We start from the raw sequence: 23,697 nt of genomic DNA on the forward strand, positions 1-23,697 counted from the left end.
TTATACCAGCGAATAGACGTTCTGGGTCGGATAGCTCTGTGCCTCGTCATAGATGACGACCACGGCCATTCCCGGCTTGACCGCGCCATAGTCGAAATCGTCAGGCAGAAGATAGGTCTCGCCATCCGACAGGCGCAGCTCGGAGCGCTCGCTGTCGATGTCGACGATGACACCATCCGCCTCGTCCGCAAAGGCCGGGATGGTCATCGCGACGGAGAGAAAGGACGTCGCGAAGAAGGCGATGATCCGTCTGGTCATGCTGGAGTTCCCTCGTATGCTTCCCTGGCGCCCGGTTCCCCAACCGATACGCCGCAACCGAGGAAATGCGAACCCAATTGTGTCTTTTCTCGGCTGCCTTTGATGACGATTCGTTGCAAATGCGGTTTGATCCGGTGCTTCCCCATGCGATAGAGCGCCCCTGACGGGACGCAAACCCTTGTGCAGTGCCGTCTTCATATTGGGTTTACCATGTCGCACAACACCTTCGGACACCTCTTCCGCGTCACCACCTGGGGCGAGAGCCACGGTCCCGCGATCGGATGCGTGATCGATGGCTGCCCTCCGGGAATCCGCTTCCGCATGGAGGAGATTCAGGCCGAGCTCGACCGCCGAAAACCCGGCTCCTCGCGCTTCGTGACCCAGCGCCGGGAACCCGACACGGCCAAGATCCTCTCCGGTGTCCTGCCGGACGAATCGGATGACGGAACGCTCGTGACGACCGGCACGCCGATCGCCATGGAGATCGAGAATGTCGATCAGCGTTCGAAGGACTACGGCGATATTGCAAAGCAATATCGGCCTGGTCATGCGGACTTCACTTATGACGTGAAATACGGCCTGCGCGACTATCGCGGCGGCGGGCGATCCTCGGCGCGGGAGACGGCGACCCGCGTTGCGGCCGGCGCGCTCGCTCGCAAGATCGTCCCGGGCTTGACCGTTCGCGGCGCGATCGTCGCGATCGGGACCGAGGCGATCGATCGAGGCAATTGGGACTGGCAGGTGGTGGAACGCGAGGACAATCCGTTCTTCACGCCCGATGCCGCCTCGATCCCCCGTTTCGAGTCCTATCTCGACGAGCTTCGAAAAGCCCATGACAGCGTCGGCGCGCTGATCGAGATCGTGGCGGAAGGCGTTCCCGCCGGCCTCGGCGCCCCGATCTATGGCAAGCTCGACACCGATATCGCCGCAGGTCTCATGTCGATCAACGCCGTCAAGGGCGTCGAGATCGGCGACGGCTTTGCGGCGGCGCGCCTCAAGGGTACGGAAAATGCCGACGAGATGCGGATCGGCGACAATGGCGAACCGGAATTTCTGGCGAACCATTCCGGCGGCATTCTGGGCGGCATCTCGACGGGCGCTGAGATCGTCGCGCGCTTTGCCGTGAAGCCAACCTCCTCGATCCTGACCCCGCGCCGCTCGGTCGACCGGGATGGCCAGGAGATCGACGTCGTCACCAAGGGCCGCCACGACCCTTGCGTTGGCATCCGCGCGGTGCCGATCGGCGAAGCCATGGTCGCCTGCGCCATCGCCGACCATTATCTGAGGCATCGGGGGCAGACGGGGCGGATTTGAAATGGACTTTGTGTAAGAGCGCCGTTCAGAACCGACGGTCAATGCCGGCCTGCTTCATGACCGCGTTCGCCGTATGGCGTGACAAGCTGCCCCGATCGACGCTGAATGTACGATTCGTGATTGGACTGAACCATATTTCATGGTCGCCTTTTCCGACCCGCTTAAAAATGCAGCCATGGGCTCGAAGTGCTTGGACGATCTCCTTGTAGAACCCCTGGACCATTCAGTGTGCATGAAGCCTGTCGAGACGCACCTGTGAGTGGATGCAAACGTCCAACAGATCGCCGGGAGACTGCACCTCGTCCATAAGATGAGCGTTGTCCGCGAGAAGCTCAGGAGCGATCGCAAGAACCCGCCTCAACAGATCGTCCAGTGTGGCCGCCTCGGTCACGAGGCCTGGAATATCCTCGCTCGTTGCGACCCATATGCTGGCCTCATCGTCCCACAGCGCCGTGACCATGAACTTTTTGTTCATGAAAGCTGCTCCTTCGGTGGCAATTCCAGATCATGAATATCACGGTCGTGCGCCCGATGCACAACGCATGCCGAGGAACCTCAAACAGTCCGCACCAGATTGAGCCGATGCCGGGCTCTTCGCCAAATGCGCGGCCGATCATCAATAGAGACGCCCATAAATTGCCAAGCGGCACCGGCCGTTCTAAGTCTCGACCATGCTGACGCGCCTTTATCACCATCCGATCTTCGCCGAACATCTGACCGGGGCCGGTCATCCTGAGCGCCCCGATCGCATTGCCGCGGTCTCACAGGTACTGGAAGACGAGTGCTTCCACTTCCTCGACCGGGAAAAGGCGCCGGAAGGCACGCTGGAGGCGATCTATCGCTGTCATCCCGAAGGCTATGTCCAGGCGATCGCGAAGGTGATCCCGGAAGAGGGTCTCGTGCGCATCGAGGACGACACCGTTCTCAGCCCGAAAAGCTTCCAGGCCGCCATGCATGGGGTCGGCGGCGCCATGGCGGCGGTGGACGCGGTGGTCTCAGGCGATGCGCCCAACGCCTTCGTCGCCTCGCGCCCGCCCGGCCATCACGCCGAGACGCAGACCGCCATGGGCTTCTGCCTCTTCAACAATGCCGCGATCGCCGCCCGCCATGCACAGGCCAAGCATGGGCTGGAGCGCGTCGCCATCATCGATTGGGACGTTCACCACGGCAACGGCACCCAGGATATCTTTTGGTCCGATCCGAGCGTCATGTATTGCTCGACCCATGAGATGCCGCTCTATCCGGGCACGGGGGAGAAGTCAGAGACCGGGGCGAACGATGCCGGCAATATCGTCAATGCGCCGCTTTCGGCCGGCGATGGGGGCGAGGCCTTCCGCGAAGCCTTTACGAGCCGCGTCCTGCCGGCGCTCGAGACTTTCAAGCCGGACCTCGTCATCATTTCCGCCGGCTTCGACGCCCATCATCGCGACCCGCTGGCCAATCTGAAACTGACCGAAGAGGATTTCGACTGGGCGACCGGCAAGCTCCTCGACGTCGCCAACCGTCATGCCGATGACCGATTGGTCAGCCTTCTCGAAGGCGGCTACGATCTTCAGGGCCTCGCCGTCTCGGTTCGCGCCCATGTGAAGCGCTTGCTGGAAGGCTGAGCGCCACCACCTGTGCTCCGGCGGCGACCCGTATTGGCGTTCGAGGCTTCGCACCGCCGCCCTTTGACCCGACATCTTCCCTTTCGCGATTCGAGACTGACATGGCCGACGACGAGATCGATTCCCTGCCCGCCGACGATTCCGACATCAAGCGCATGACCTTCGAGGAAGCGCTCGCCGCCCTTGAGCGGATCGTCGGCGATCTGGAGCGCGGCGACGTGCCGCTCGACCGCTCGATCCGCATCTATGAGCGCGGCGAGAAGCTGAAGAACCATTGCGACCGGCTCTTGTCGGCGGCAGAGGACAAGGTCGAGAAGATCAAGCTCAACCGCGCCGGCAAACCCTCCGGCACTGAGCCGCTCGATCCCGACTGACGGCAGCGAGCGACAGGGAGCGGCCAGTTTCCGGTCACGCGACGCGGTTTGCCGCAGCCGCCTGATCTCGAAGATGCTTGATCGCTGCGGTCTGGAAACGATTTAAAGAATGTGTTGGGGTTGCGTGTCCTTGCGAACCTCATGACGGGCGGCAGGCGCCGTCGAGGCCCGCAATAATCGAAAAGGTCCTGACATCGTGTCCCAATCTCTGCTGACGCCGCTTCTCGACCAGATCCAAAGCCCGGAGGATCTCCGGCGGTTCGAGGAAAGCGACCTCAGGCAGATCGCGGACGAGGTGCGTGCCGATCTGATCGACGCCGTGTCCCAGACCGGCGGTCACTTGGGCGCCGGCCTCGGGGTCGTCGAACTGACCGTCGCGCTCCACTATGTCTTCGAGACGCCGGACGACCGGCTGATCTGGGATGTCGGCCACCAGGCCTATCCCCACAAGATCCTCACCGGACGGCGCGAGCGCATGCGCACGATCCGCCAGGAAGGCGGCCTGTCGGGTTTCGCCAAGCGAACCGAAAGCGAATACGACCCCTTCGGCGCCGGCCATTCCTCGACCTCGATCTCCGCCGGCCTCGGCATGGCGGTGGCGCGCGATCTCTCCAAGGGCACCAACAACGTCGTGGCGGTCATCGGCGACGGCGCCATGAGCGCCGGCATGGCCTATGAGGCGATGAACAATGCCGGGGCGCTCGACGCGCGCCTCATCGTCATTCTCAACGACAACGACATGTCCATCGCGCCACCGACCGGCGCGATGAGCCATTATCTGGCGCGCCTCGTCTCGGGAAAGACCTATCGGACCTTGCGCAACCGCGCGAAGGACATCACCCAGAAACTGCCCACCTTCTTCCGGGAAGGCGCCCGCAAGACCGAGGAATATACCCGCGGCTTCTTCACCGGCGGGACGATGTTCGAGGAACTCGGCTTCTACTATGTCGGCCCGATCGACGGTCACGACATGGACGCCCTCGTGCCGGTCCTGAAGAATGTCCGCGATGCCAAGACCGGCCCGATCCTCGTCCATGTGGTCACCAAGAAGGGCAAGGGCTACGAGCCGGCGGAAAATTCGGCCGACAAATATCACGGCGTCTCCAAATTCGACGTCATCACCGGCGCCCAGTCCAAGGCCAAGGGCAATGCGCCGAGCTATACGAGCGTCTTCTCCTCGAGCCTCATCCAGGAAGCGGGGGAGGACGAGAAGATCGTCGCCGTCAATGCCGCCATGCCGAACGGCACGGGCCTCGACAAATTCGCCGAGCTCTACCCCGCCCGCAGCTTCGATGTGGGGATCGCCGAGCAGCACGCCGTCACCTTCTGCGCCGGCCTTGCCTCGGAAGGCTACAAGCCCTTCGCCGCGATCTATTCCACCTTCCTGCAGCGCGCCTACGACCAGATCGTCCATGACGTGGCGATCCAGAAGCTCCCCGTGCGCTTTGCGATCGACCGGGCCGGCTTCGTTGGCGCCGACGGGCCGACCCATGCCGGCTCCTTCGACACCTCCTTCCTCGCTCCGCTTCCCGGCATGGTGGTGATGGCGGCGAGCGACGAGGCCGAGCTGCGCCACATGGTGCGCACGGCCGCCGCCTTCGACGAGGGGCCGATCTCCTTCCGCTATCCGCGCGGCAACGGCACCGGCGTCGACATGCCCGAGCGCGGCGAGATCCTGTCCATCGGCAAGGGCCGCATGATCCGGGAAGGCTCCAAGGTCGCGATCCTCTCCTTCGGCACGCGGCTTGCGGAAGCGGTCTCGGCGGCCGAAGAGCTCGACACCTACGGTCTCTCCACAAGCGTTGCAGACGCCCGCTTCGCCAAGCCTCTCGACACGGAGCTCATTGCGCGGCTCGCCCGCGAGCACGAGGTTCTCATCCTCCTCGAAGAAGGCGCGGCGGGCGGTTTCGCGGCCCAGGTTCTCCATCATCTCGCCGTGACCGGCGGGCTCGATTCCGGCCTCAAGGTTCGACCGCTCGTCATGCCGGACATCTTCATGGATCACGGCAAGCCCGAGACGATGAACGCCGATGCCGGCCTCGACCGCGCCGGCATCGTCGATGCGGTCTTCAAGGCGCTCGGCCGGGACGAGCGCGCCAGCAGCCTCCGGGCTTGACCGCCGGACGGCCCCCAAGCATGTCCCTCTCCCCCGGTTCCGGCGCAAAGCAAGGCGCGACACAGCCGGCGGAGGCGAGGATGCGGCTCGATCTCGCTTTGGTCGAGCGCGGGCTTTACGGGACACGGTCGAGAGCGCGCGATGCCGTCTTGCGCGGCACGGTTCGGGTCGACGGGGTCGTCGCGACCAAGGCGTCGGTGAGCATTGCCCCGGATGCGTGGATCGAGATCGACGATCCGGCGGGCGCCTATGTCTCGCGCGCCGCGCTGAAGCTCATCGCCGGCCTCGATGTTTTCGGCCTCGATCCGGCGGGGCTTTCCTGCCTCGATATCGGCCTGTCGACCGGCGGTTTTGCCCAGGTGCTTCTGGAACGGGGTGCGGCCCATGTGACCGGGATCGATGTGGGCCACGGCCAGGTCGATACGACGCTCGCCACCCATCCGCGCCTGACCGCGATCGAGGGCCTCAATGCCCGTGAGCTGACGGCCGGTCATCTGGGAGACCGACCGGTCGAGTTCGTCACCTCGGATGTGAGCTTCATCTCGGTGACCCTCGCCCTGCCGCCAGCGCTCGCTCTCGCCGAGCCCGGCGCGAAGGCAGTGCTTCTCGTCAAGCCGCAATTCGAGGCCGGGCGCGAGGCGATCGGCAAGGGTGGCCTCTTGAAGGACCCGTCCATGGCGGAAAGCATCGCGGCCCGGCTTCGGGATTGGCTGGGTCAGCAAGCAGGCTGGCGGGCGCCGGGTCTTGCCCCCTCGCCGATCGAGGGCGGCGACGGCAATCGCGAGTTTTTGTTGGTCGGCGAAAAGACCGGCTGAGCCGCAAATTCGGTTCCTCGCGGCCATTTATGCCCGAAAACGCCTTGCGAGAGCCGCATCCGTCAAGGCACAGGGGAGCGATCCTCGCGCACGATGCGCATGTAGCCTTTTGAAGAGCGCCATGACCCTCGACCTTACGATTTCGCGCCTTGGCCTTCAGGGCGACGGCATCGCCGATACGGCAGACGGGCCGGTCTATGTGCCCTTTACCCTGCCCGGCGAAGAGGTGCGCGCCGAGCCGCGCAAGGCCGGGCGCGCCGTGCCGATCGAAGTCGTCAAGGCCTCTCCGAGCCGCGCCGAGCCGCCCTGCCCCCATTTTGGCAGCTGCGGCGGCTGCGAATTGCAGCATGCCGACCCAGTGCTTTATGGCGAATTCAAGCGCTCTATCGTGGTAGAGGCCCTGCGCCGCCAGGGGATCGAGACCGAGGTCTCTCCGCTCGTTCCCTGCGCGCCTGAAACCCGCAGGCGCCTCGCCATCACCGCTTTTCGCGCCGGCACGAAGCTTCTTCTCGGCTTTTTCGAGGCCCATTCGGACCGCATTGTCCCGATCGGTCCGTGCCCGGTCGCCGAGCCGGCCATCGTCGCGGCACTGCCGGCGCTGGAAAAGCTCTCCGCCATCCTTCTCGATCGCAAGAAGCCGCTCAAACTCCTCGTCACGCGCACCGAAACGGGGCTCGACGTCTTCGCGAGCGACGCCGGCAAGCTGCCGGACGACAAGCGCCAGCAGGCGATCGCCCATGCTCTGAAATCGGACTTTGCCCGCCTCACCGTCGATGGCGAGATCTTCGCCATGCGCCGCCCGCCCATCGTGACCTTTGGCGGGCTTCGCGTCACGCTGCCGCCCGGCGGCTTCCTTCAGGCGGTCGAAAGCGCGGAAGAGGCGATGGCCGAGCTCGTCACCACCCATCTGACGAAGGCAAAGCGCGTCGCCGACCTCTTTTCCGGCTCGGGCACATTCGCTCTGCGGCTTGCGAAAAAGGCCAAGGTCCATGCGGTGGAGGCGGAAGCGCCGGCCCTTGCCGCGCTCGACAAGGCCTGGCGCGAGGCGGAAGGGCTGAAACCCGTCACCACGGAACGGCGCGACCTCTTTCGCCGGCCGATCATTACAAAAGACCTCAAGCCCTATGACGGTCTTGTTTTCGACCCGCCGCGAGCCGGGGCGGAGGGTGTGGCGGCCGAGCTCGCCAAATCCAATGTGAAGCGCGTGGCGGCGGTCTCCTGCAATCCGCAGACGCTCGCCCGCGATCTGAAGCTGCTTCTGGACGGCGGCTATCGCCTCGTCTCCGTCACGCCGATCGACCAGTTTTTATGGTCGCACCATGTGGAGGCCGTCGCGCTCCTGGAGAAGGGCGGGTGACGGATTTCCTGAACCAATATGGCTATGGCTTTCTCGCCATTGTCGTCTGCCTGGAATCGACAGGCCTTCCACTTCCCGGCGAAAGCCTCGTGGTGGCCGCCGGCATGCTCGCCTCCAATGGGCAGATGAATATCTGGCTGGTCCTCGCCTCGGCCTTTCTCGGCTCGATCCTCGGCGACAATCTCGGCTATTGGGTCGGCCGGCGCTATGGCCGTCCGGCAGTGGTCAAATGGGGCCACAAGGTTCATTTCGGCGAGGACAAGCTGGAAATGGTCGAGGAGCGCTTCCGCTCCTATGGCTTCGTCATCGTGCTCATTGCCCGCTTCGTCTTCATCCTGCGTCAGCTCAACGGCTTCGTTGCGGGCATGATGCACATGCCCTGGCCGCGCTTCATCCTCTATAATGCGATCAGCGCCGCGCTTTGGTCCGCCGCCTATGGGGTGACGGCCTATTTCTTCGGCAAGGCCCTCGAACATTTTCTTCAAGAACAATCGACACTCGCGATCGTGCTCGTCGCCGGCTCGGTCTGCGCGATCGGCATGTTCGGCACGTATAAATGGCTTTTCCGAAAAGGGGAGAAGCCCTCGCCCGATGCTTCGAACGAGAGCAAGACCATCCCGAGAGGCTGACGGGCAACCGACCGAAACCGGCTCATCCAGGCGAGACGGTCGGCCTCGCATCCGCATCGCGCCAGCGGCGGATGCCGGTCCCTCTCGCGCACCGCCCGGTGATACCGTAATGGCGCGCCAGAATGCCGAGCCCGGCTTTCAGAAGCATCTTGGCCGAACGCGCCGGCCAGAGCCGCTCGCGCTCGACCTCTTCCAAGCCCTTCAAATGGCAGCAGATATCGAGAAGGAGGCCGGAGAGTTCGGGCCCGACCGCCTCGATGGCCCTATCGAGCCGCGCGCGCGCATCCAGGGCCGCGTCCGACAGGTCTTCCGCGCCCCGTCCCCGTCCCGAGCGGGGGGACAAATCCCATCGCTGGGTGATCGAGGCCATCTGAGAGCCCCTGTGGTGATCGGCGCGGAGACGCTCGGCCGCTTCGCCTTCCTCGGCGCTCAGAAAGGCCGACGTCCGCCCACGCGCCGCCGAAAGACGGGCCACGGCCCAATCGCCCTCGCTTTTGAACCGGCCGCTCATCGTCCAGGCTCCCCGGTCGCACCGACGACATCGCCAATGGAGTGGGCGAGCGCTTCGAGCCGGCCGATCATAGCGTCGAAATGTGCATCGTCGCGCCGGTCTTCGATCTTGCGGATGGCGTAGGCGATGCTGGAGCGATCGCGGCCGAAGGCCTCGCCCGTCCGGCCGAGCGGGATCTGGAACACCACATGGGCCAGGTAGATCGCCACATGGCGGGCGTCGCAGGTGGCCGCATCCGAACGATAGGGGCGCCCGATCGCTTCGATTTCGATGCCGAAATGGGTCGCGGCGATCGCCGACGCCAAGCGGCACAGACCTCGCTCGCGCAGATCGCACCCGACCAGAGATCGAGGCGGCTCCTTGTCCTGCAGGCCGGTTGGGCTCGCCGCCTGCGCGGGGCGCGCGGATTTTTCATCATGGAGGGGAATCATGGCAGTCTCCTGGGCTGATCCTCATCCATTGTGAGCCTCTCTTCTCGGTTGCGGGTAATTATTCCTATTCTGATCCCCGAAAGAAGATCAAGGCAGTGCAAAAAAATGTCATTCCCAACAGGCTCTTTACCCCTCCGCGCTTCAGACCATGAGCCTCGCTCAGAATAGGTTTTTTTTCCTCACTTTTCGCCGCACTCGCATAATCGATCGCTCTCACCCCATGCGAGACGATGATCGATGAACCAAGACCGCCTATCCCTACAGCTCGAAGCCGCCGCGAAATCCTATGTGGCGGCGCGCCGCGCTGCCCATTCGACACCGTTGGTGGTTCGCGAAATGCACAGCTTTCTTTGCCGCTTCGGGCTTGGGATCGCGGAGACCGCGATCCAGGGCGCGTGGCAGACGGACGAAGGCGGCCTGAAGCATGATGCCAAGAAGCTGTGCGATCTTTCGGAAAAGATCATGCGGCAAAACAAAGCGTTAGAGCAAAATCGCGCGTCCGATTTATCGCGTTTCGCTCAAACCGATAGGGGCCCTTCGGAGCCCCGGATGACGCCAGCTCTTCAGACCGCACACGTCGCTGGGGAGCCGGCGCGGCCGGCGAAGGGTCTTGAAGTGGGAAAAGGGCAAACGGGCGGGCGACGGCCGAAGCAACACCGCAAGCCATCGATCCGCGGCTTCACCGATGACTGCGATGGAGCGGCAATCAAAGACACAGTGGCGGCTCTGCCGCCAGAAACCCAAGCTGCGATGCGAGAGAGGGCACGTCTAGAGCTTTCCCGACAAGGGCGCTGGGGCCGGGGCGCAGACCCGCGTTACGATCTCAACCGCCACGCGGCGTTGGCCCGTATCGTCGCGGCATTGGAGCGCTCGCCAGAGCCAAAATCACCCAGGCAATGCGCGGTGAGACCGAAAATGGAGGCAACCGGAGTCGTGGATGAGTAAAGCGCTAAAGTCCCGCCCTGCCGGGTTACCCGCAAGGGTGACCCGGCAGGGCAAGCGGTTCGTCATTCGAGATCAGTTGGCGATGTCGCGGGCGGCAGCCTCGCCGGCATCGACCGTGTTGCCGACATCGGCACCCACGCCTCGAACCGTGTTGGCGCAAGCGGAAATCGCAAGCGAGCCGAGAAGAAGGGTCAGCATCGTGGCAAGGCGCAAGGTCATGACGGAAGGTTCCTCAAAGCGTCGATGCACACCAACGCGCCGGACAGGCATCTGTTCCCAAGTGCAACGAAATCGGCCCTGACGGCCTCGCGCGACACACCGATCACCGCTTCGAAAATTGCTGCAGCTGCGAAAAGATCATGACACCGCGCTTCAAAGCCGACCAGAGACGCTCTAAATCAGACGTCAACGCTGGCCTCGAATAGGGCCCGCATAATCGCCTGCGTCGACCTTGAATGGATCGCCCCATGGATACCCTCGCCCAACCATCGCACGACACCGCGATTTCCCGGCCCGACGAGTTGCTCGTTCTCGTTCTGCAAGGCGGCGGCGCGCTCGGCGCCTATCAGGGCGGCGTCTTCGAGGCACTGTCGAAAGCGGGGGCTAGGCCCGACTGGGTGGCGGGCATCTCCATCGGGGCGATCAATGCCGCCCTCATCGCCGGAAATCCTCCGGAAAGCCGCGTCGAGGCGATGCGCGCCTTCTGGCACGAAGTCTCCTCGACCATCACATTCGGGCCGCCGCTGCCGGGCCTATACGCGCGCACGGCCTTCAACGAAGGCAGCGCGCTCTCCTCGATCCTCTTCGGCATTCCCGGTTTCTTCGCGCCGCGTGTCCCGCCGACCTATTTCGTCCCCAACGGCACGCCGTCCGATCTCGGCTATTACGACACGCGCCCCCTTCGCGAGACGCTTCTCCGCCTTGTCGATTTCGACCGGTTGAACAATGGCGACATGCGGGTCAGCCTCGGCGCGGTCAATGTGGCCACCGGCAACTTTCGCTATTTCGACAGCCGCACGACGCGGATCGGCCCGGAACATGTCATGGCGAGCGGGGCGCTGCCGCCGGGCTTTCCGCCGGTCGAGATCGATGGCGAATGGTATTGGGACGGAGGCCTCGTCTCCAACACCCCGTTGCAATACATCCTGGAAGAGGACTGGCAGCACGACATGTGCGTCTTCCAGGTCGATCTGTTCTCGGCGCGGGGTCCCTTGCCGCAGACCATCTATGACCTCGCCGAGCGTGAGAAGGACATTCGCTATTCGAGCCGCACGCGCCTCGGCACCGATATGATCAAGGAACGCCAGCGAGAGAGGCGGGCGATTCATCGCCTTCTCGACAAGCTGCCCCCGGAACTCGCCGACGATCCGGATGTCGCCTTCCTGAAGGACCGCGAGAACGACGCCTCGGTGACGATCGTTCATCTGATCAACCGAATGCGCGAATACAGTCGCGATTCAAAGGATTACGAATTCTCCCGCACCACGGTCGACGAGCGTTGGCAGGACGGGACCGAAGATGCGATCGAGACCCTGACCCATCCGCGTTTCGTCCACCGGGAGAAGCCCAAGCTTGGTATCGAGGTTCTCGATCTGTGTCCGGCCGAGCGAACGGCAAAAAGAGCCGGCCCAAGAGCTGCGCTGCCCAAAACCTGACACCATGGCCTGATTTCTCGCCTGGCAACGTCGACTTAACGAGCGGCGCCTATTATGGAAGGCCCATGGAACCCAGTCGTTCGTCGAGCCATCAAAGTGGCACCGGCGGATCCGCCCGGTCCGCCACTGCCGAACCTCAGTGCTCGAAGATGAGTAAAACCGTGTCGCCTGTCGATCTTTCCAGTCTGCGGCGGTCCCGCCGCCGGCGCGGTCAGGGAGGCAAGCGACAGCGGCGGATTTCCGCCATCCTGCGGGCCTTCTCCAATAAGAGGGATGCGGTGCAGGACGATCCGACGATCGGCGACCTGTCCCAAGCCTTCGATACGCGAGCCTTCGGTGCCTTCTTCGTCCTGTTCGGCGGGCTCAATCTCGTGCCCCTACCGCCAGGCGCCTCGACGATCTTCGGCCTGCCATTGATCCTCTTTGCCCTACAACTCGCGATTGGTCGGCATCGGCTCTGGCTGCCCAACAAGGTGCGTATGATCCGGCTGAAGCCGGAAACCTTACGCACCTTGATGAACCGCGTCGGTCCCCTGATCCGCAGGGCCGAGCGGCTGGCGCGCCATCGCTTCTGGCCGCAGCCGGAGCGCGTTCTCCTGAGCGCCGTGGGCTGGATGTGCCTCTTCCTGGCGGTGATCGTGGCGATCCCCTTCCCGCTGACGAATATGGCGCCGGGCGTCGCGATCGCGCTTGCCGGCATCGCGATCACGGCGCGCGACGGCCTCTGGCTGATCGCAGCCGCGCTTCTCGGCGTCGCCTCGGTGCTCTTCCTCGTCTTCGTCTATGGGGCGGCCGTCCTGGCGCTGATCAACATCCTCTGAGAAGGCCCGAAACGGCCTCGCGCCTTGGATGCCGGCTGGAAGGCGCCGGCCGGGGGCGTTTTCCCGACGAACCAAAAGCCACCTCCTCGCGTTGATGGCTTCGGGAGGTTTAGACCTCGGAGACGCATGACCCATGGCCCGCAAAACTCGTTCCTCGAAATCCGAATTCGGCGCGCTTCCCAAAGCCACGGCGGAAGCCGCCGCGATCATGACCGCCGCGCCCTTCGTCATCGCCTCGCGGCTCACCGGGTTCTGGCTCTCGGCCGCTTCGCCCAGCGCCAAGGACCGGGCCGAGGCGACGCGCATGGTCACCGAAAAGATGATGGCCGCCCAGGAATCGGCGATGGCCATGAACGCCGCCGTTTCGGCCGCCGCCTGGAAATCGGTCATCGATACGATGAGCACCGGCATGGCGAGCACGGGAAACATTGCCGACGACGTCCTGACTGCCGGCCTCAAGCCCTATGGCAAGCGCGTGCGCTCCAACCGTAAGCGACTGTCGAAGGGCTGACACCGCCGACGCTTATTGCGTGTCACGCATCCAGCGTCGCTGACGCTCCTGCCATTGTTTCTCCCCGATCAGACAGTCGACCGCCCCGCCGGACTGAGCCGGCTGCACCTTCGCCCCTGCCCGCAATATCTCGTCGACGGATGGCCAGCCGCCGGCCAGTTCCAAGACAAGCTTGCGCCGGACGGCCTCGGGAAACTGAGACCAGTCGTTCACCGGGATCATGAAGGCGCCCGGCCCGCCGATCACGCAGGTCTCGTAATAGCGGTCGAGATTGGCGATCGATCCCCAGGAACCGCCTTGGCCGGTCGTCATCAAGGGCAGACCGTTGATCGTGACGCCGCGGCGCACGGCCGCGTCCCGGGCTTCGGTCACCATACGGCCCTCATTGTTCGGGCCGTCGCCGGAGATGTCGACGACCTGTTTCAGCCCTTCGAAGCCGTTGCCCGCAAAGAGGGTTGCGGAAAAGTCGATCGCCGAGGCGATCGAGGTGCGCCTTGCGCGGATCGGCGCGTCCGCCGTCAAGCGATAGGCGAACTCTTCGGCGCTCGCCTTGGAATCGATCAAGGTCCAAGGCACGATGACCGATTGCGACAGGCTGCCCGCCCATTCGAGATAGGTCACTGCGACCCGGCCATGAACGCCGTCGAGGATGGCTGCCTGGACCTCGCTCGAGCGAAAGGCGGCGGCATAGCCGTCGCGCTGGATCGCCTGCTCCATCTGGTTCATCGACCAGCTGACATCGACGGCAAGAACGAGTTCCACATCGACGGGAAGGCCGCCGTCCCCTTTCGCCCCGCCAAGATCGCCGAGCCCGCGCTGCTGGGCACCGGCGCTACCCAGCCCGATGAGGCCAAGGCAGACCGCGCAAAGAAAAGCGCAAACCCTGATGAACATCGCCCTATGGGGCGTTCCGATCGATCTCGCCATTCGCGAAATGCTCGCCGCGAATGCCCTTCGGAGCAATTCACGAATGCGTAACAACTCGGCCTGGGGACGGATCTGCCCGGGTGTCCCCTGGTCAGGACCGCTCAGACCAGGATGAAGAAACCGTCATCCACCTGATTGTCGATCTGGGCGAGAAGCTCGGTGCTTTGGGAAAAGCCGAGCACGACTTCGGCATCCGAGGCCCCGTTCGAAAGGGCGTTCAGCCAGAAGGCCTTTCCGCCATCCTCGGCATTGCGGCCGAAGACATTGGCGTAGAGCCGATCGACCAGCACCTCGTCGCTCGGATCGACGCCATAAGCACTGGTGAACTCGCTTGATTGGGTGAAGAGCTTGGCGATGTCGATGAGCGGCAGACCCGTCTCGGCCCGCTGCACCCAATAGCTGAGCCCGGTCAGATCGGGCGTGCGGTCGAACACCGTCTGATAAAGCGCATAGGTCCCTGTCGCCGGTTCGCCGCCATGCAGCTCCAAGGTCGCGTCGGTAAAGGTCAGAACCTCGATCCCGGACGCGCTCAGCACCGCATCGGGCTGTCCGGTCCGGGCGATCGCAAAACCGCCTTCCACCGGCGCGATGGCGAAATCGGCGAGCGTGCCGTCGAGACGCAGCGTATCGCGGCCGCCCAGCCCGTTGATCGACGAGGGGAAGACCGGATTGGAGAGGGTGTCGTTCTCATCCGAGGGAACGGAGCTTTCGCTCGCGCTCAGACGGACCGTCCAATTAACCGTTTGTTCCGTTCGCGGATCGACGGCGCGCACGAGGCCCGTATCGTCGAAGGCGCGCGCGCTGACCTGATAATCGCCCGGCGCAAGGCCGAGGCTTGAAAGATCCAGCGTCAGCGTGTCGCCGCCGACCGTTTGTCCGTTCACCCGCCATTCGACGCCGATCGTGGCATCGCTGATCGGATCGACCGAAAGCTGCGTGACGCCTGTCAGCGGGCCCGTCGCATCCGCATGGCTCCAGCCATCGAGCGGTTTCACATAGTCGTAGAAATTGAGGATGAAGGCCTGCTGGGAGACCGCATCGAACGGGTTGTTGAGGCTGCGCATCTTGGAGTCTTCCGACGGACGGAAGATGCCATTGTCCACATAGGCGCCGCCCTCATAGGCGCCGATGATGCCGATGCCGGGCTGATCATAGCCGAGCCATTCCGCCCAGCGCGCGCCACTGGCATCCTTGGTGAGGTTCGGCGAGGCGGGCTCGGAGCCGCGGTAAGTGCTCACCGCTTTCGGATTGTAGTCGTCATACTCGTCGGCCAGCCCGGCGAAGGAATGGCCGATTTCGTGAACCGCCACTTCGCGCGCCGAGGGGTTGCCGCCGGCATAGACGCCATAGGAGCCGCCGCCGCCGCCATAGCGATCGGAATTGACCGTCACGAAGCGCATTTCGGCCGCGATATCCGTACCCTCGAACTCGCGCTGGACGATCGCATCGGCCAGATTGTCGTCGATATAAAGCAGACGCTCCGTCGATCCGTCCCAGTAATATTTCGCGTCGAGAGCGGTATCGACATTGATGCCTTCCGGCTCCACATCCGCGCCGCTCTCGCGCGAGGCGACGTCGATGGCGTGGATATTGAAATAGTCCTTGTACCGGCCGAAGGGCTCCGTCAGATCGCCGGCCTCGAACAGATAGGTGATCATCGCCTGAACGTCGCCGCGATAGTCTCCGGCGAGCTGGCCGGCCGTGTAACCGTCGCCCAGAAAGACGATATCGACGCGGTTGCCCGAAGCGCCTGTCTGAAGAAGGGTCGTATAGCTCATCGAACGGTTCCGGAAAAAGACGATGCCGGGTCAGCTGAGGCTGTCATCGGCTGGATTGAGGAGGCCTAGAGATCAGGTCGAAACGTCCGCGCAATCGCGCCATGAAACCGATCGATCTGATACCGCAACCCTATGGCGGCCCATGTCGCTTGCGTTCATACACCATGTCGAGGCGGATGATAGAGCCTGCCACCGGATGCGCCGTCGGTCGCTCTTCGCAGCCGCGACGCGCCGTGGATAGCGTCATAATACCACGAACACATCAGATTCTCATTCATCGCGTGATTGTGACCGTCGAGGCGGCGACGAATCCATCCTGCTCACGACTGCCCGTCACGGCATGCACCCGGATCCGCGCGCCCGTCCGCAAGGCGGCCTCCAGGGCTTCCGGGTCGGGCTCGGAAATGGACACGACGCTGCCTGCCGGCAGGGTCGTCAGTACATGGGAGCCCGTTTCGGTCTCGAAGAGTTCGGCTTTCGCATGAACGCGTGCCTGCATGAGCCCTCCATTGTCCTGTGAAGCGGCATCGCCGGCCTGACAGGCGCCAAGCGCCGACAGGATGGCAATTCCGGCCATTGCGACAAAGCCGACCCTGAGGCGGGCAAGGAATGAAAGGAGCAATGGGGCCAAGGACATGGGATGAAGGCTGGCTCCTCGACGGATATTGCGGGTCTTGAGCCGATAGGATAGCCGAGAGCGGGCCAAACCGGTAGCGCCGAGCGTCGCCGCACCATCGGGCGTGCCGGCCCCGCACCAGTTCGGCGAGCCGGAGAGCCTTCGGATCCAGGCTCGTTCAGCCCCAAGGGCTCGTGCCGTCCCAATGTATAATGGATGAAGCAAGTTGCAGGACGCAGACCGCGATGGTTCGTGGCCCCGAATAACGCTTGAGGCGTAGGTCCCCGGGGGCAGTCCCCGGCCCTTACGGGCCGAGGATAACGATTGGTCGGGGTTCTTCGATCAATCGCCGCCGTCTCATATCCGACTGATGCGGCATCCGACTGGATCAGTCGGGCTCCGTATCAAAGCCCGCGCGGCGCTTGAGCGTCTTGGAAATCCGTATCGCGATGCGATCGAACGGATTTCGTATGAGTTGCATGGGACGAGGCGCGTCGAGATCAGCGCGCACGCTGGCCGAACAGGACCTTCTGGGCGTCCTTGTCGTTCGCCAGATTGACCTTTTCGCGCTCCGCCTTGCCGAGTTCCAGGCCGCGCTCGACGGCCGGGCGGGCTTTCACCGTCTCGAACCAGCGCTTCAAATGCGGGAATTCCTCGATGTCCTGGCCCTGGTTCTTGTAGGGCACGACCCAGCCGATCGAGGCCATGTCGGCGATCGAATAATCGCTTCCGCCGAGATATTCGTTGGATTCCAAGCGCTTGTTCATGACGCCATAGAGCCGATGCACCTCGTTGGTGTAGCGATCGATACCGTAAGCGATCTTTTCCGGCGCATAATTGCGGAAGTGATGGGCCTGACCGGCCATCGGGCCGAGACCGCCCACCTGCCAGAACAACCATTCCTCGACGGCGACACGGGCGCGCTCATCCGTCGGATAGAACCGTCCGAACTTGCGGGAGAGATATTGTAGAATGGCACCGGACTCGAAGACCGAGATCGGCTCGCCGCCCGGACCTTCCGGGTCGACGATCGCCGGCATCCGATTGTTCGGCGAGATTTTCAAGAATTCCGGCTTGAACTGGTCGCCTGCGCCGATATTGACGAAGTGCACCTCGTAGGGAACGCCAAGTTCCTCCAACAGGATAGAAATCTTCCAACCATTGGGCGTCGGCCAGTAAAACAGGTCGATCGGCTTCGTCTGTTCCGTCATGTTCGCTCCTTGGTGGTTCGGCCTGACGCAGAAGACCGGAAGCAGCCCCGGTTCTGCCGGCGAGAATTCGCGAGAGTGACACGCAGCGGGCTCATTTTGGCCATGATATGCGTGCCAAATTCCTCCACGAGGTAGAGCGCCGTGGGGACGGCGCAAAGAAGCAGATCGGGGACGGCCCGTTCACATGTTGGAACGGGTCCTAAACAGTCGTGGTCAGCCTGAGTTCAGGCTTATCATGCAAAGCATGGGAATGCTTTTAGGGGGACTGCCCATGGTTGAGCGACTATCCTTCGTAACGGTGGTGATCGCCCTGTTCGGATTCGCGATGACGAGCTTCGCCCAGCATTCGGTCGGGCGGACCGGCAGCGCGGTGGCCTCCTTCGCCGGAGAAGGCTGCAACTACACCCAAGGCATCGTCTGCAGCATCGAGCGGACCCAGCCGGAAACTGTCGCCAAGTTCTGACCCGAATGAGAGGCGGTTTTTCGCCGTCATGATGGTTGCGGCCGGTCCGATCGGGCCTATCGCCTCACGCAGTCTGCCTTCCGAACCGTGCAAAAACCTGCTCGCTGAAAGCCTTGGCCAATGCCTGCCTTCGCATGAGCGCCGCGCCTGAGACGATTGGCCCTCGTTCCGAATCCGCCCAGTCGCCGCTATCGGCCAGACCCATCGCGGATCTCGAGCCAGCGATCGAGCCGCGCGCCGGACTTTGTTCCTGTCCGAACTTTTTCTCTCCTCCACCGCATCCCAACCGAGCATTCCTTCGTAGCTACTACTCGATGGTCGCCGCATTGAAGGCTCGACAGCAATTGTCCTGCTGATTGCGCGGCGTCGCCACGACATGCACCGAAGAGGAGGCGCTCATGGCCCATGAAATCTCGATGGCCGAACTCGGCACGCTCAGCAACACCTATAACGCGATCAAGAACGCGGAATTTTTCTATAAGGTCGACTTCACGGCCATGAACAATTCCGAGGTCTCGGGCGGCGCCTTTCTCGCCCTCGACACCGATACCAACACGCTGACGGTGTTGACCGCCGCCACCGGCGTCGAGGCGAATGTGCCGCATCCCCAGCATCTGCACGGATTCCTGCCCGGCGAGGACGGCAGCGTCCAGAACTCGATGGTCCCGGGTATCTCGACCGATACGGACCGCGACGGCATCGTCGAGCTCGGCGAGGGTATCCCATCCTATGGCGGCATCCTTCTCTCCCTCACCTCCCCCGCCGGGGGCGCGATCGCCGACTTTCCGGCGCCATCGATCAGCTATTTCACCTTCGCCCAGAGCTATGATCTCGACGAGTTGATGATCGACACGAATTCGGACGACGTGGCGGATACGTCGCTCTCCTCCATCGTGACGGCCATGAACCTCACCCAGCGCGAGATCGTGCTCCACGGCCAGACCCTGCTCGAAGGTCAGGGCATGGGTACCGATGGCGAGGCCGACGGCACAGCAGGCTACAAGGCCGTTCTGCCGATCGCCTCGGGCGAGGTCACCGCCACCATGGCCGAGGACGTGATGACCGGCATCGAGGCGGGTCGCATCTCCATTGGTGACAATGTCATCGCCTTCGACATCGAGGGTAATGCCGGACAGGCATACCGCCTCTATGAGGCGGCTCTCGATCGGGCGCCCGATCTCGACGGGCTCAGCAACTCCGTCGAAGCCCTGGACGAAGGCGCGAGCCTGTCCAGCATCGCGCAGAACTTCATCGACTCCTCGGAGTTTTCCATGCGCTTCGGCTCGGATCTCACCGACCAGGCCTTTGTCGAGCAGCTCTATATGAACGTCCTCGACCGCGAGGGTGACACGAGCGGCGTCGACTACTGGACGAACGCGCTCGACGATGGTGTCAGCCGCGCAGACGTTCTCGTCGGCTTTTCGGAAAGCAGCGAGAACCAGACTGCCGTCATGGGTCAGATCGAGGGTGGTATTCTTCTGAACGACAGCGTCCTCGTCTGATCGCCAAAGGCGGCCTGAACGACGCCACAGAAGCAAGGCGGCCTCTTTCCTTCGGGAGGGGCCGCTTTCATTTTTCGCACGCCTGCAGCGAGGACGTCACGTGCATGTCGGCGCCAGATGCTCTAAATGCGGTTCATGACAGAGCTTGAGCGCACCGACACCGATCCCTTCGCCTTCGACACGCCGGAAGCTGTACCCTTGCGCCCCTTCACCGACGCGGGCGAAGCGGTTGCCGAACTGAAGCGGCTCTATGACCGCTCGGTCGGTTTTTTGTCCCGGCGCTTCGAGGAGGTGCTCGCCTCCGGCCATTCGGCCGAGCGCGTCAGGGCCTTCTATCCGGAAATCTCCATCGCGACGACGACCCATGCCCGCGTCGACTCGCGCCTCGCCTTTGGCCATGTTCCACGGCCCGGCCGTTATTCCGCGACGATCACCCGGCCCGATCTCTTCGAGGGCTATCTCGCCGAGCAGGTCGCGCTTCTGATCAAGAATCACGGCCAGCCGGTCGCGATCGGCGATTCCTCAACGCCGATCCCTCTGCATTTCGCCTTCCCGGAAGGCGCCTATGTGGACGCGGCGCGAGCCGAGCGGCTGCACCGACCCTTGCGCGACATTTTCGACGTGCCCGATCTCGAAGCGACCGACGACCGCATCGTCAACGGCACGTTCAAGCCGAAGGAGGGCGAGGGCGCGCCGCTCGCGCCCTTCACCGCCCAGCGCGTCGACTATTCGCTGCATCGCCTGCAGCATTACACCGCGACTCATCCGAAATATTTCCAGAACTTCGTTCTTTTCACGAACTACCAGTTCTATATGGACGAGTTCTGCATGCTGGCGCGCCAGATGATGGCCGAGGGCGGGCGCGGCTATTCCGCCTTCATCGAGCCCGGCAATGTGGTCACGCCCGCCGGATCGCTGGAGCCGAAAGAAGGAACGGCGCCTCTACGCCTTCCCCAGATGCCGGCCTATCATCTCGTCCGCGACGATTGCAGCGGCATCACCATGGTCAATATCGGCGTCGGTCCCTCCAACGCCAAGACGATCACCGACCATGTCGCGGTCCTGCGCCCCCATGCCTGGCTGATGCTCGGCCATTGCGCCGGCCTGCGCAACAGCCAGGAGCTCGGCGACTATGTCCTCGCCCATGCTTATGTGCGCGAAGACCATGTTCTCGATGCCGATCTACCGATCTGGGTGCCGATCCCGGCACTGGCCGAGGTTCAGGTGGCGCTGGAACAGGCCGTCGCCGAGATCACCGGTCTTTCCGGCTATGAGCTGAAGCGCATCATGCGCACAGGGACCGTTGCCACCATCGACAATCGGAACTGGGAGCTGCGCGACCATCACGAGCCGATCGAGCGGCTCTCCCAATCGCGCGCGATCGGCCTCGACATGGAATCGGCGACGATCGCGGCCAACGGGTTCCGCTTCCGGGTGCCCTATGGAACGCTGCTCTGCGTCTCGGACAAGCCGCTCCATGGCGAGCTCAAGCTGCCCGGCATGGCGACCGATTTCTACAAGCGTCAGGTCGCCCAGCATCTTCGCATCGGCATGCGGGCCCTCGAATTGATGAGCGAATTGCCGTCCGAACGGGTTCATTCGCGAAAGCTGCGCTCCTTCACCGAGACGGCGTTTCAATAGGCGATGGATCGCGAAAGCATCGGAGCAGAGGCGCGCTCGGACCACCGGTTCCGACCGGTGCGGGTGACGAAGCGCACCGCTCTTGCCCTCGCCTGCGCGCTCGGGGCCTTGGGTCTGGCACTCCTGGCGCTGGCGAGCCTTTTCGGCGGGGCGTTTCAGCCGCTGGACTCGGTCGCCCATTTTCGCGCCCATCTGGCGCTCGCGGCGCTCGTCCTCGCCATTCTGGCAGCCGTCGTCGGCTCAACTCTCCTGCGGCTCATTGCCCTTGCTGCAAGCCTCGCCGCGATCGTCGCGGGCGCGACGACGGGCGTTTATATGGTCCCCGTCGACGACGTCTCCCGCCTTTCCTTCATGAACACAGCGGCCGGCGTTGCGCCCGCGCCCATCGGATCGATCCCTGCGACGGCAAGCGGGATAGAGCTCACATTGCTCCAGATGAATCTACGCTATGACGCGGTGTCCGAGCCAGCGCTCGCGGCGATCCGCGAGAGCGGCGCCGATATCGTGACGCTGGAGGAGGTCACGCCGCGATGGAGCCAGAGCCTTGCGGCCATAGCCGATCTTTACCCCCATCGCTTCGATTGCGGGCTCGCCCGGCCGGTCGGCGGCATGGTCATTCTGTCCAGGCGCCCTTTTGCCGACGATCTGTCGATCTGCGTCCCCGACGACGGCTTTGCGGCGAGGCGGATCGCGCTGGACGAGGGGCGCCGCCTGACGATCGGCGCGGAACATCTGAAATGGCCCTGGCCCCATGACCATTGGTACCAGATCGCAGCCCTGGAGCCCGTTCTCGCCCGATTGCCGGGCCCGCTCGTCATCGGCGGCGATTTCAACGCCGCGCCCTGGAGCGCCGCGGTCTCCCGCTATGCCAAAGCCAGCGATACGCGGCCCGTCGCCGGCATCGGCCCGACCTTCCTGCCAAGCGCCCTGCCATCCTGGCTCAAACGCTTTGCCGGCCTGTCGATCGACAATGTCCTCGTCTCGGAAGGCGTGAGCGTCTCGGAAGCAAAGACATTGCCCGCCACAGGCTCCGACCATCTGCCTGTGCTTATCCGCCTCTTCATCGCTGACTTGGCCTCGAAGGGCTGACGGTCGGACCACCCACCGTCAAGGCGTGATGCGCCCTCGGCTTTCGAGGTCACCATTCTCGTTGCGCGAGACGAGGATGATCTCGCCCGAGCGCGGGAAGACGTCGGTGAGCGCGGTGATGTTGACCTGATGAGTGACGAGGACCGCCTTTTCTCCAGCCGCATCGAGCGCCTCGATCCGCGCCAAGGCGTCTTGCGTCTGCGCATCGGCCGATCCGCGATCGCGGAAGAACGAATTGAGAAAGGGCGCGTCCTCCACCGGCGCGACGGAGAGACGATCGGCGGTATCGCGCGAGCGGCACCATTGGCTGGTCAGAACCACGTCGATCGGCACGCCATTGTCCTTCAGCCGCGCCCCGATCGCCTCGGCCTGGCGCCGCCCTTCGTCGGAGAGGTTTCGCTGGGTCGAACAATCGCCGAGTTCAAAGTTCGCCGGATCGCCGGTCCCCGGCGCAATTGCGTGTCGCATCAGGAGATGGATGCCGGGCTCGCGGGCAAGGGCGTAAGGGTCGTCCTGCGCTTTGCCGTTGCCAAGGGAGGCAGTGATGAAAACCACAGCGCAAAAAAGCGCGGCGAAATGGTTCAGAATGCGGGTCACGGCGGCGGTCCTTCCGAAAGTCTGGATGGGAAAGCTGCGTCTTTTCCCCGCGAGCGCCAGAGACACTGTGAGAACGATTTGGTGAGCTATGGCGTCCTGCTGGACGAAATCCCGACATTAGATGAAAATCGAGTGGCCTTGGCGCTCGACCAAGCCCACTTCCAATGGATGACCCGCGAATGACCATTACGATCGATGATCCGCCACTCGAACGATTGATCGAGGAAATGCGCAGATTAACGGGACAGGCGGACGGAACCGCTGCCATACGTTGGGCGATCGAACGAGAGATGGAGCGAGCGAAGCTCATCAAACGGTTCGAAGCAAAGAACGCCGAACTGAAGAAACGCGTGGCTGCTCTTGGACCGACAGACGAGACATTCGACATGAAAGCCTTTCGCGACGAAGCTTGGGCTCGCAGCCGGTGGTGATCGATGCATCGGCGATTGTCGCCATACCCGCTCTCCGCGAGGGCGAGGATGACGAAGCGTCTGGGGCTTCGACCATCCTTCAATCGGCTGCCACGCAG

The 23,697-nt window shown here is 63.5% G+C and carries 27 protein-coding genes; 16 read left to right on the forward strand and 11 right to left on the reverse strand.

All coding sequences use genetic code 11. The annotated features are described in order from the left end of the window. Positions 1–258 carry a DUF1344 domain-containing protein gene (locus tag B9A15_RS12145; protein WP_084410349.1) on the reverse strand — a complete coding sequence of 86 codons (258 nt, stop codon included), beginning with the start codon at positions 256–258 and terminating at the stop codon, positions 1–3. 210 nt (positions 259–468) lie between these two features. On the opposite strand from B9A15_RS12145, the gene aroC reads away from it, so the two are divergent. Then, positions 469–1,572, forward strand: coding sequence for a chorismate synthase (gene aroC, locus B9A15_RS12150; protein WP_084410350.1), 1,104 nt, complete (start codon positions 469–471; stop codon positions 1,570–1,572). A 25-nt stretch (positions 1,573–1,597) separates the two neighbouring features. Here the strand turns inward: aroC and B9A15_RS12155 are convergent, their stop codons facing one another. After that, complete coding sequence (locus B9A15_RS12155; protein WP_084410351.1) at positions 1,598–1,795, reverse strand: type II toxin-antitoxin system HicA family toxin; 198 nt, start codon at positions 1,793–1,795, stop codon at positions 1,598–1,600. Further along, positions 1,796–2,047: a DUF1902 domain-containing protein gene (locus tag B9A15_RS12160; protein WP_084410352.1), complete on the reverse strand. Its 252-nt coding sequence runs from the start codon at positions 2,045–2,047 to the stop codon at positions 1,796–1,798. It lies immediately after the preceding gene. Between the two features lie 196 nt (positions 2,048–2,243). On the opposite strand from B9A15_RS12160, the gene B9A15_RS12165 reads away from it, so the two are divergent. The 6 genes from B9A15_RS12165 (at position 2,244) to B9A15_RS12190 (ending at position 8,470) form a co-directional block, all read left to right on the forward strand. Continuing rightward, complete coding sequence (locus B9A15_RS12165) at positions 2,244–3,179, forward strand: histone deacetylase family protein (RefSeq protein ID WP_084410353.1); 936 nt, start codon at positions 2,244–2,246, stop codon at positions 3,177–3,179. Between the two features lie 101 nt (positions 3,180–3,280). After that, complete coding sequence (locus tag B9A15_RS12170) at positions 3,281–3,553, forward strand: exodeoxyribonuclease VII small subunit (protein WP_084410354.1); 273 nt, start codon at positions 3,281–3,283, stop codon at positions 3,551–3,553. A 196-nt stretch (positions 3,554–3,749) separates the two neighbouring features. Then, positions 3,750–5,669, forward strand: a complete 1,920-nt coding sequence (gene dxs, locus B9A15_RS12175; protein WP_084410355.1) for a 1-deoxy-D-xylulose-5-phosphate synthase — start codon at positions 3,750–3,752, stop codon at positions 5,667–5,669. Between the two features lie 20 nt (positions 5,670–5,689). Then, positions 5,690–6,484 (forward strand): TlyA family RNA methyltransferase, encoded by a 795-nt coding sequence (locus tag B9A15_RS12180; RefSeq protein WP_244556925.1) that lies wholly within the window; start codon positions 5,690–5,692, stop codon positions 6,482–6,484. Positions 6,485–6,605: 121 nt separating this feature from the next. Then, positions 6,606–7,841 carry a class I SAM-dependent RNA methyltransferase gene (locus tag B9A15_RS12185; RefSeq protein WP_084410356.1) on the forward strand — a complete coding sequence of 412 codons (1,236 nt, stop codon included), beginning with the start codon at positions 6,606–6,608 and terminating at the stop codon, positions 7,839–7,841. After that, on the forward strand, positions 7,838–8,470 hold the full coding sequence (locus B9A15_RS12190; protein ID WP_084410357.1) for a DedA family protein: 633 nt from the start codon (positions 7,838–7,840) through the stop codon (positions 8,468–8,470). The genes B9A15_RS12185 and B9A15_RS12190 overlap by 4 nt, the downstream gene beginning before the upstream one ends. Before the next feature lie 22 nt (positions 8,471–8,492). On the opposite strand, the gene B9A15_RS23180 is transcribed toward B9A15_RS12190, so the two are convergent. Further along, positions 8,493–8,981 (reverse strand): DUF6456 domain-containing protein, encoded by a 489-nt coding sequence (locus B9A15_RS23180; RefSeq protein WP_084410358.1) that lies wholly within the window; start codon positions 8,979–8,981, stop codon positions 8,493–8,495. Continuing rightward, positions 8,978–9,412, reverse strand: a complete 435-nt coding sequence (locus B9A15_RS12200; RefSeq protein ID WP_084410359.1) for a helix-turn-helix domain-containing protein — start codon at positions 9,410–9,412, stop codon at positions 8,978–8,980. Before B9A15_RS12200 ends, B9A15_RS23180 begins: the two co-directional genes overlap by 4 nt. 237 nt (positions 9,413–9,649) lie before the next feature. Between B9A15_RS12200 and B9A15_RS12205 the strand changes: the two genes are divergently transcribed. Then, complete coding sequence (locus tag B9A15_RS12205; protein WP_084410360.1) at positions 9,650–10,357, forward strand: hypothetical protein; 708 nt, start codon at positions 9,650–9,652, stop codon at positions 10,355–10,357. A 72-nt stretch (positions 10,358–10,429) separates the two neighbouring features. Here the strand turns inward: B9A15_RS12205 and B9A15_RS22990 are convergent, their stop codons facing one another. Beyond that, positions 10,430–10,576 (reverse strand): entericidin domain-containing protein, encoded by a 147-nt coding sequence (locus B9A15_RS22990; RefSeq protein WP_170923279.1) that lies wholly within the window; start codon positions 10,574–10,576, stop codon positions 10,430–10,432. A gap of 248 nt (positions 10,577–10,824) precedes the next feature. Here B9A15_RS22990 and B9A15_RS12210 point away from each other — a divergent pair, with 248 nt between their 5' ends. From B9A15_RS12210 to B9A15_RS12220, 3 genes are all read left to right on the forward strand, one after another. Beyond that, positions 10,825–12,012: a patatin-like phospholipase family protein gene (locus tag B9A15_RS12210; protein ID WP_139798358.1), complete on the forward strand. Its 1,188-nt coding sequence runs from the start codon at positions 10,825–10,827 to the stop codon at positions 12,010–12,012. A gap of 149 nt (positions 12,013–12,161) precedes the next feature. Next, positions 12,162–12,833 (forward strand): exopolysaccharide biosynthesis protein, encoded by a 672-nt coding sequence (locus tag B9A15_RS12215; RefSeq protein WP_244556926.1) that lies wholly within the window; start codon positions 12,162–12,164, stop codon positions 12,831–12,833. Positions 12,834–12,966: 133 nt separating this feature from the next. Then, positions 12,967–13,344 carry a hypothetical protein gene (locus B9A15_RS12220; protein ID WP_244556927.1) on the forward strand — a complete coding sequence of 126 codons (378 nt, stop codon included), beginning with the start codon at positions 12,967–12,969 and terminating at the stop codon, positions 13,342–13,344. A gap of 12 nt (positions 13,345–13,356) precedes the next feature. Here B9A15_RS12220 and B9A15_RS12225 read toward each other — a convergent pair whose 3' ends face one another. From B9A15_RS12225 to B9A15_RS12240, 4 genes are all read right to left on the reverse strand, one after another. Then, complete coding sequence (locus B9A15_RS12225; protein WP_084410363.1) at positions 13,357–14,238, reverse strand: DUF1194 domain-containing protein; 882 nt, start codon at positions 14,236–14,238, stop codon at positions 13,357–13,359. Positions 14,239–14,372: 134 nt separating this feature from the next. Further along, the gene (locus tag B9A15_RS12230) at positions 14,373–16,049 is read right to left on the reverse strand and encodes a M64 family metallopeptidase (RefSeq protein WP_084410364.1); all 1,677 of its coding nucleotides are present in this window, start codon (positions 16,047–16,049) and stop codon (positions 14,373–14,375) included. Positions 16,050–16,323: 274 nt separating this feature from the next. Further along, positions 16,324–16,626 (reverse strand): hypothetical protein, encoded by a 303-nt coding sequence (locus B9A15_RS12235; RefSeq protein WP_139798359.1) that lies wholly within the window; start codon positions 16,624–16,626, stop codon positions 16,324–16,326. A gap of 539 nt (positions 16,627–17,165) precedes the next feature. Further along, positions 17,166–17,876, reverse strand: a complete 711-nt coding sequence (locus tag B9A15_RS12240; RefSeq protein WP_084410366.1) for a glutathione S-transferase N-terminal domain-containing protein — start codon at positions 17,874–17,876, stop codon at positions 17,166–17,168. A 271-nt stretch (positions 17,877–18,147) separates the two neighbouring features. Between B9A15_RS12240 and B9A15_RS12245 the strand changes: the two genes are divergently transcribed. The 4 genes from B9A15_RS12245 (at position 18,148) to B9A15_RS12260 (ending at position 22,571) form a co-directional block, all read left to right on the forward strand. Next, positions 18,148–18,339 (forward strand): hypothetical protein, encoded by a 192-nt coding sequence (locus B9A15_RS12245; RefSeq protein WP_139798360.1) that lies wholly within the window; start codon positions 18,148–18,150, stop codon positions 18,337–18,339. A gap of 398 nt (positions 18,340–18,737) precedes the next feature. Next, a complete protein-coding gene (locus B9A15_RS12250) occupies positions 18,738–19,841 on the forward strand; it encodes a DUF4214 domain-containing protein (protein ID WP_084410368.1) in 1,104 nt (367 codons plus the stop codon). A gap of 135 nt (positions 19,842–19,976) precedes the next feature. After that, positions 19,977–21,482: an AMP nucleosidase gene (locus B9A15_RS12255; RefSeq protein ID WP_084410433.1), complete on the forward strand. Its 1,506-nt coding sequence runs from the start codon at positions 19,977–19,979 to the stop codon at positions 21,480–21,482. Between the two features lie 3 nt (positions 21,483–21,485). Further along, the gene (locus B9A15_RS12260; RefSeq protein ID WP_084410369.1) at positions 21,486–22,571 is read left to right on the forward strand and encodes an endonuclease/exonuclease/phosphatase family protein; all 1,086 of its coding nucleotides are present in this window, start codon (positions 21,486–21,488) and stop codon (positions 22,569–22,571) included. Between the two features lie 18 nt (positions 22,572–22,589). On the opposite strand, the gene B9A15_RS12265 is transcribed toward B9A15_RS12260, so the two are convergent. After that, positions 22,590–23,168 (reverse strand): histidine phosphatase family protein, encoded by a 579-nt coding sequence (locus B9A15_RS12265; RefSeq protein WP_244556928.1) that lies wholly within the window; start codon positions 23,166–23,168, stop codon positions 22,590–22,592. Between the two features lie 179 nt (positions 23,169–23,347). On the opposite strand from B9A15_RS12265, the gene B9A15_RS12270 reads away from it, so the two are divergent. Next, on the forward strand, positions 23,348–23,599 hold the full coding sequence (locus B9A15_RS12270) for a type II toxin-antitoxin system VapB family antitoxin (protein WP_170923280.1): 252 nt from the start codon (positions 23,348–23,350) through the stop codon (positions 23,597–23,599). Positions 23,600–23,697 lie beyond the last annotated feature (98 nt).

The sequence above is a fragment of the Fulvimarina manganoxydans genome (assembly GCF_900176465.1).
In the GTDB taxonomy this organism is placed as follows: Bacteria; Pseudomonadota; Alphaproteobacteria; order Rhizobiales; family Rhizobiaceae; genus Fulvimarina; species Fulvimarina manganoxydans.

What these genes read in the sequence shown, in the direction of transcription:
- B9A15_RS12145 (WP_084410349.1), bottom strand. Translation starts at nt 258, where the DNA reads ATGACCAGACGGATCATCGCCTTCTTCGCGACGTCCTTTCTCTCCGTC.
- aroC (WP_084410350.1), top strand. Translation starts at nt 469, where the DNA reads ATGTCGCACAACACCTTCGGACACCTCTTCCGCGTCACCACCTGGGGC.
- B9A15_RS12155 (WP_084410351.1), bottom strand. Translation starts at nt 1,795, where the DNA reads ATGGTCCAGGGGTTCTACAAGGAGATCGTCCAAGCACTTCGAGCCCAT.
- B9A15_RS12160 (WP_084410352.1), bottom strand. Translation starts at nt 2,047, where the DNA reads ATGAACAAAAAGTTCATGGTCACGGCGCTGTGGGACGATGAGGCCAGC.
- B9A15_RS12165 (WP_084410353.1), top strand. Translation starts at nt 2,244, where the DNA reads ATGCTGACGCGCCTTTATCACCATCCGATCTTCGCCGAACATCTGACC.
- B9A15_RS12170 (WP_084410354.1), top strand. Translation starts at nt 3,281, where the DNA reads ATGGCCGACGACGAGATCGATTCCCTGCCCGCCGACGATTCCGACATC.
- B9A15_RS12180 (WP_244556925.1), top strand. Translation starts at nt 5,690, where the DNA reads ATGTCCCTCTCCCCCGGTTCCGGCGCAAAGCAAGGCGCGACACAGCCG.
- B9A15_RS12185 (WP_084410356.1), top strand. Translation starts at nt 6,606, where the DNA reads ATGACCCTCGACCTTACGATTTCGCGCCTTGGCCTTCAGGGCGACGGC.
- B9A15_RS23180 (WP_084410358.1), bottom strand. Translation starts at nt 8,981, where the DNA reads ATGAGCGGCCGGTTCAAAAGCGAGGGCGATTGGGCCGTGGCCCGTCTT.
- B9A15_RS12200 (WP_084410359.1), bottom strand. Translation starts at nt 9,412, where the DNA reads ATGATTCCCCTCCATGATGAAAAATCCGCGCGCCCCGCGCAGGCGGCG.
- B9A15_RS12205 (WP_084410360.1), top strand. Translation starts at nt 9,650, where the DNA reads ATGAACCAAGACCGCCTATCCCTACAGCTCGAAGCCGCCGCGAAATCC.
- B9A15_RS22990 (WP_170923279.1), bottom strand. Translation starts at nt 10,576, where the DNA reads ATGACCTTGCGCCTTGCCACGATGCTGACCCTTCTTCTCGGCTCGCTT.
- B9A15_RS12210 (WP_139798358.1), top strand. Translation starts at nt 10,825, where the DNA reads ATGGATACCCTCGCCCAACCATCGCACGACACCGCGATTTCCCGGCCC.
- B9A15_RS12215 (WP_244556926.1), top strand. Translation starts at nt 12,162, where the DNA reads ATGAGTAAAACCGTGTCGCCTGTCGATCTTTCCAGTCTGCGGCGGTCC.
- B9A15_RS12220 (WP_244556927.1), top strand. Translation starts at nt 12,967, where the DNA reads ATGGCCCGCAAAACTCGTTCCTCGAAATCCGAATTCGGCGCGCTTCCC.
- B9A15_RS12225 (WP_084410363.1), bottom strand. Translation starts at nt 14,238, where the DNA reads ATGTTCATCAGGGTTTGCGCTTTTCTTTGCGCGGTCTGCCTTGGCCTC.
- B9A15_RS12230 (WP_084410364.1), bottom strand. Translation starts at nt 16,049, where the DNA reads ATGAGCTATACGACCCTTCTTCAGACAGGCGCTTCGGGCAACCGCGTC.
- B9A15_RS12235 (WP_139798359.1), bottom strand. Translation starts at nt 16,626, where the DNA reads ATGGCCGGAATTGCCATCCTGTCGGCGCTTGGCGCCTGTCAGGCCGGC.
- B9A15_RS12240 (WP_084410366.1), bottom strand. Translation starts at nt 17,876, where the DNA reads ATGACGGAACAGACGAAGCCGATCGACCTGTTTTACTGGCCGACGCCC.
- B9A15_RS12245 (WP_139798360.1), top strand. Translation starts at nt 18,148, where the DNA reads ATGGTTGAGCGACTATCCTTCGTAACGGTGGTGATCGCCCTGTTCGGA.
- B9A15_RS12250 (WP_084410368.1), top strand. Translation starts at nt 18,738, where the DNA reads ATGGCCCATGAAATCTCGATGGCCGAACTCGGCACGCTCAGCAACACC.
- B9A15_RS12255 (WP_084410433.1), top strand. Translation starts at nt 19,977, where the DNA reads ATGACAGAGCTTGAGCGCACCGACACCGATCCCTTCGCCTTCGACACG.
- B9A15_RS12260 (WP_084410369.1), top strand. Translation starts at nt 21,486, where the DNA reads ATGGATCGCGAAAGCATCGGAGCAGAGGCGCGCTCGGACCACCGGTTC.
- B9A15_RS12270 (WP_170923280.1), top strand. Translation starts at nt 23,348, where the DNA reads ATGACCATTACGATCGATGATCCGCCACTCGAACGATTGATCGAGGAA.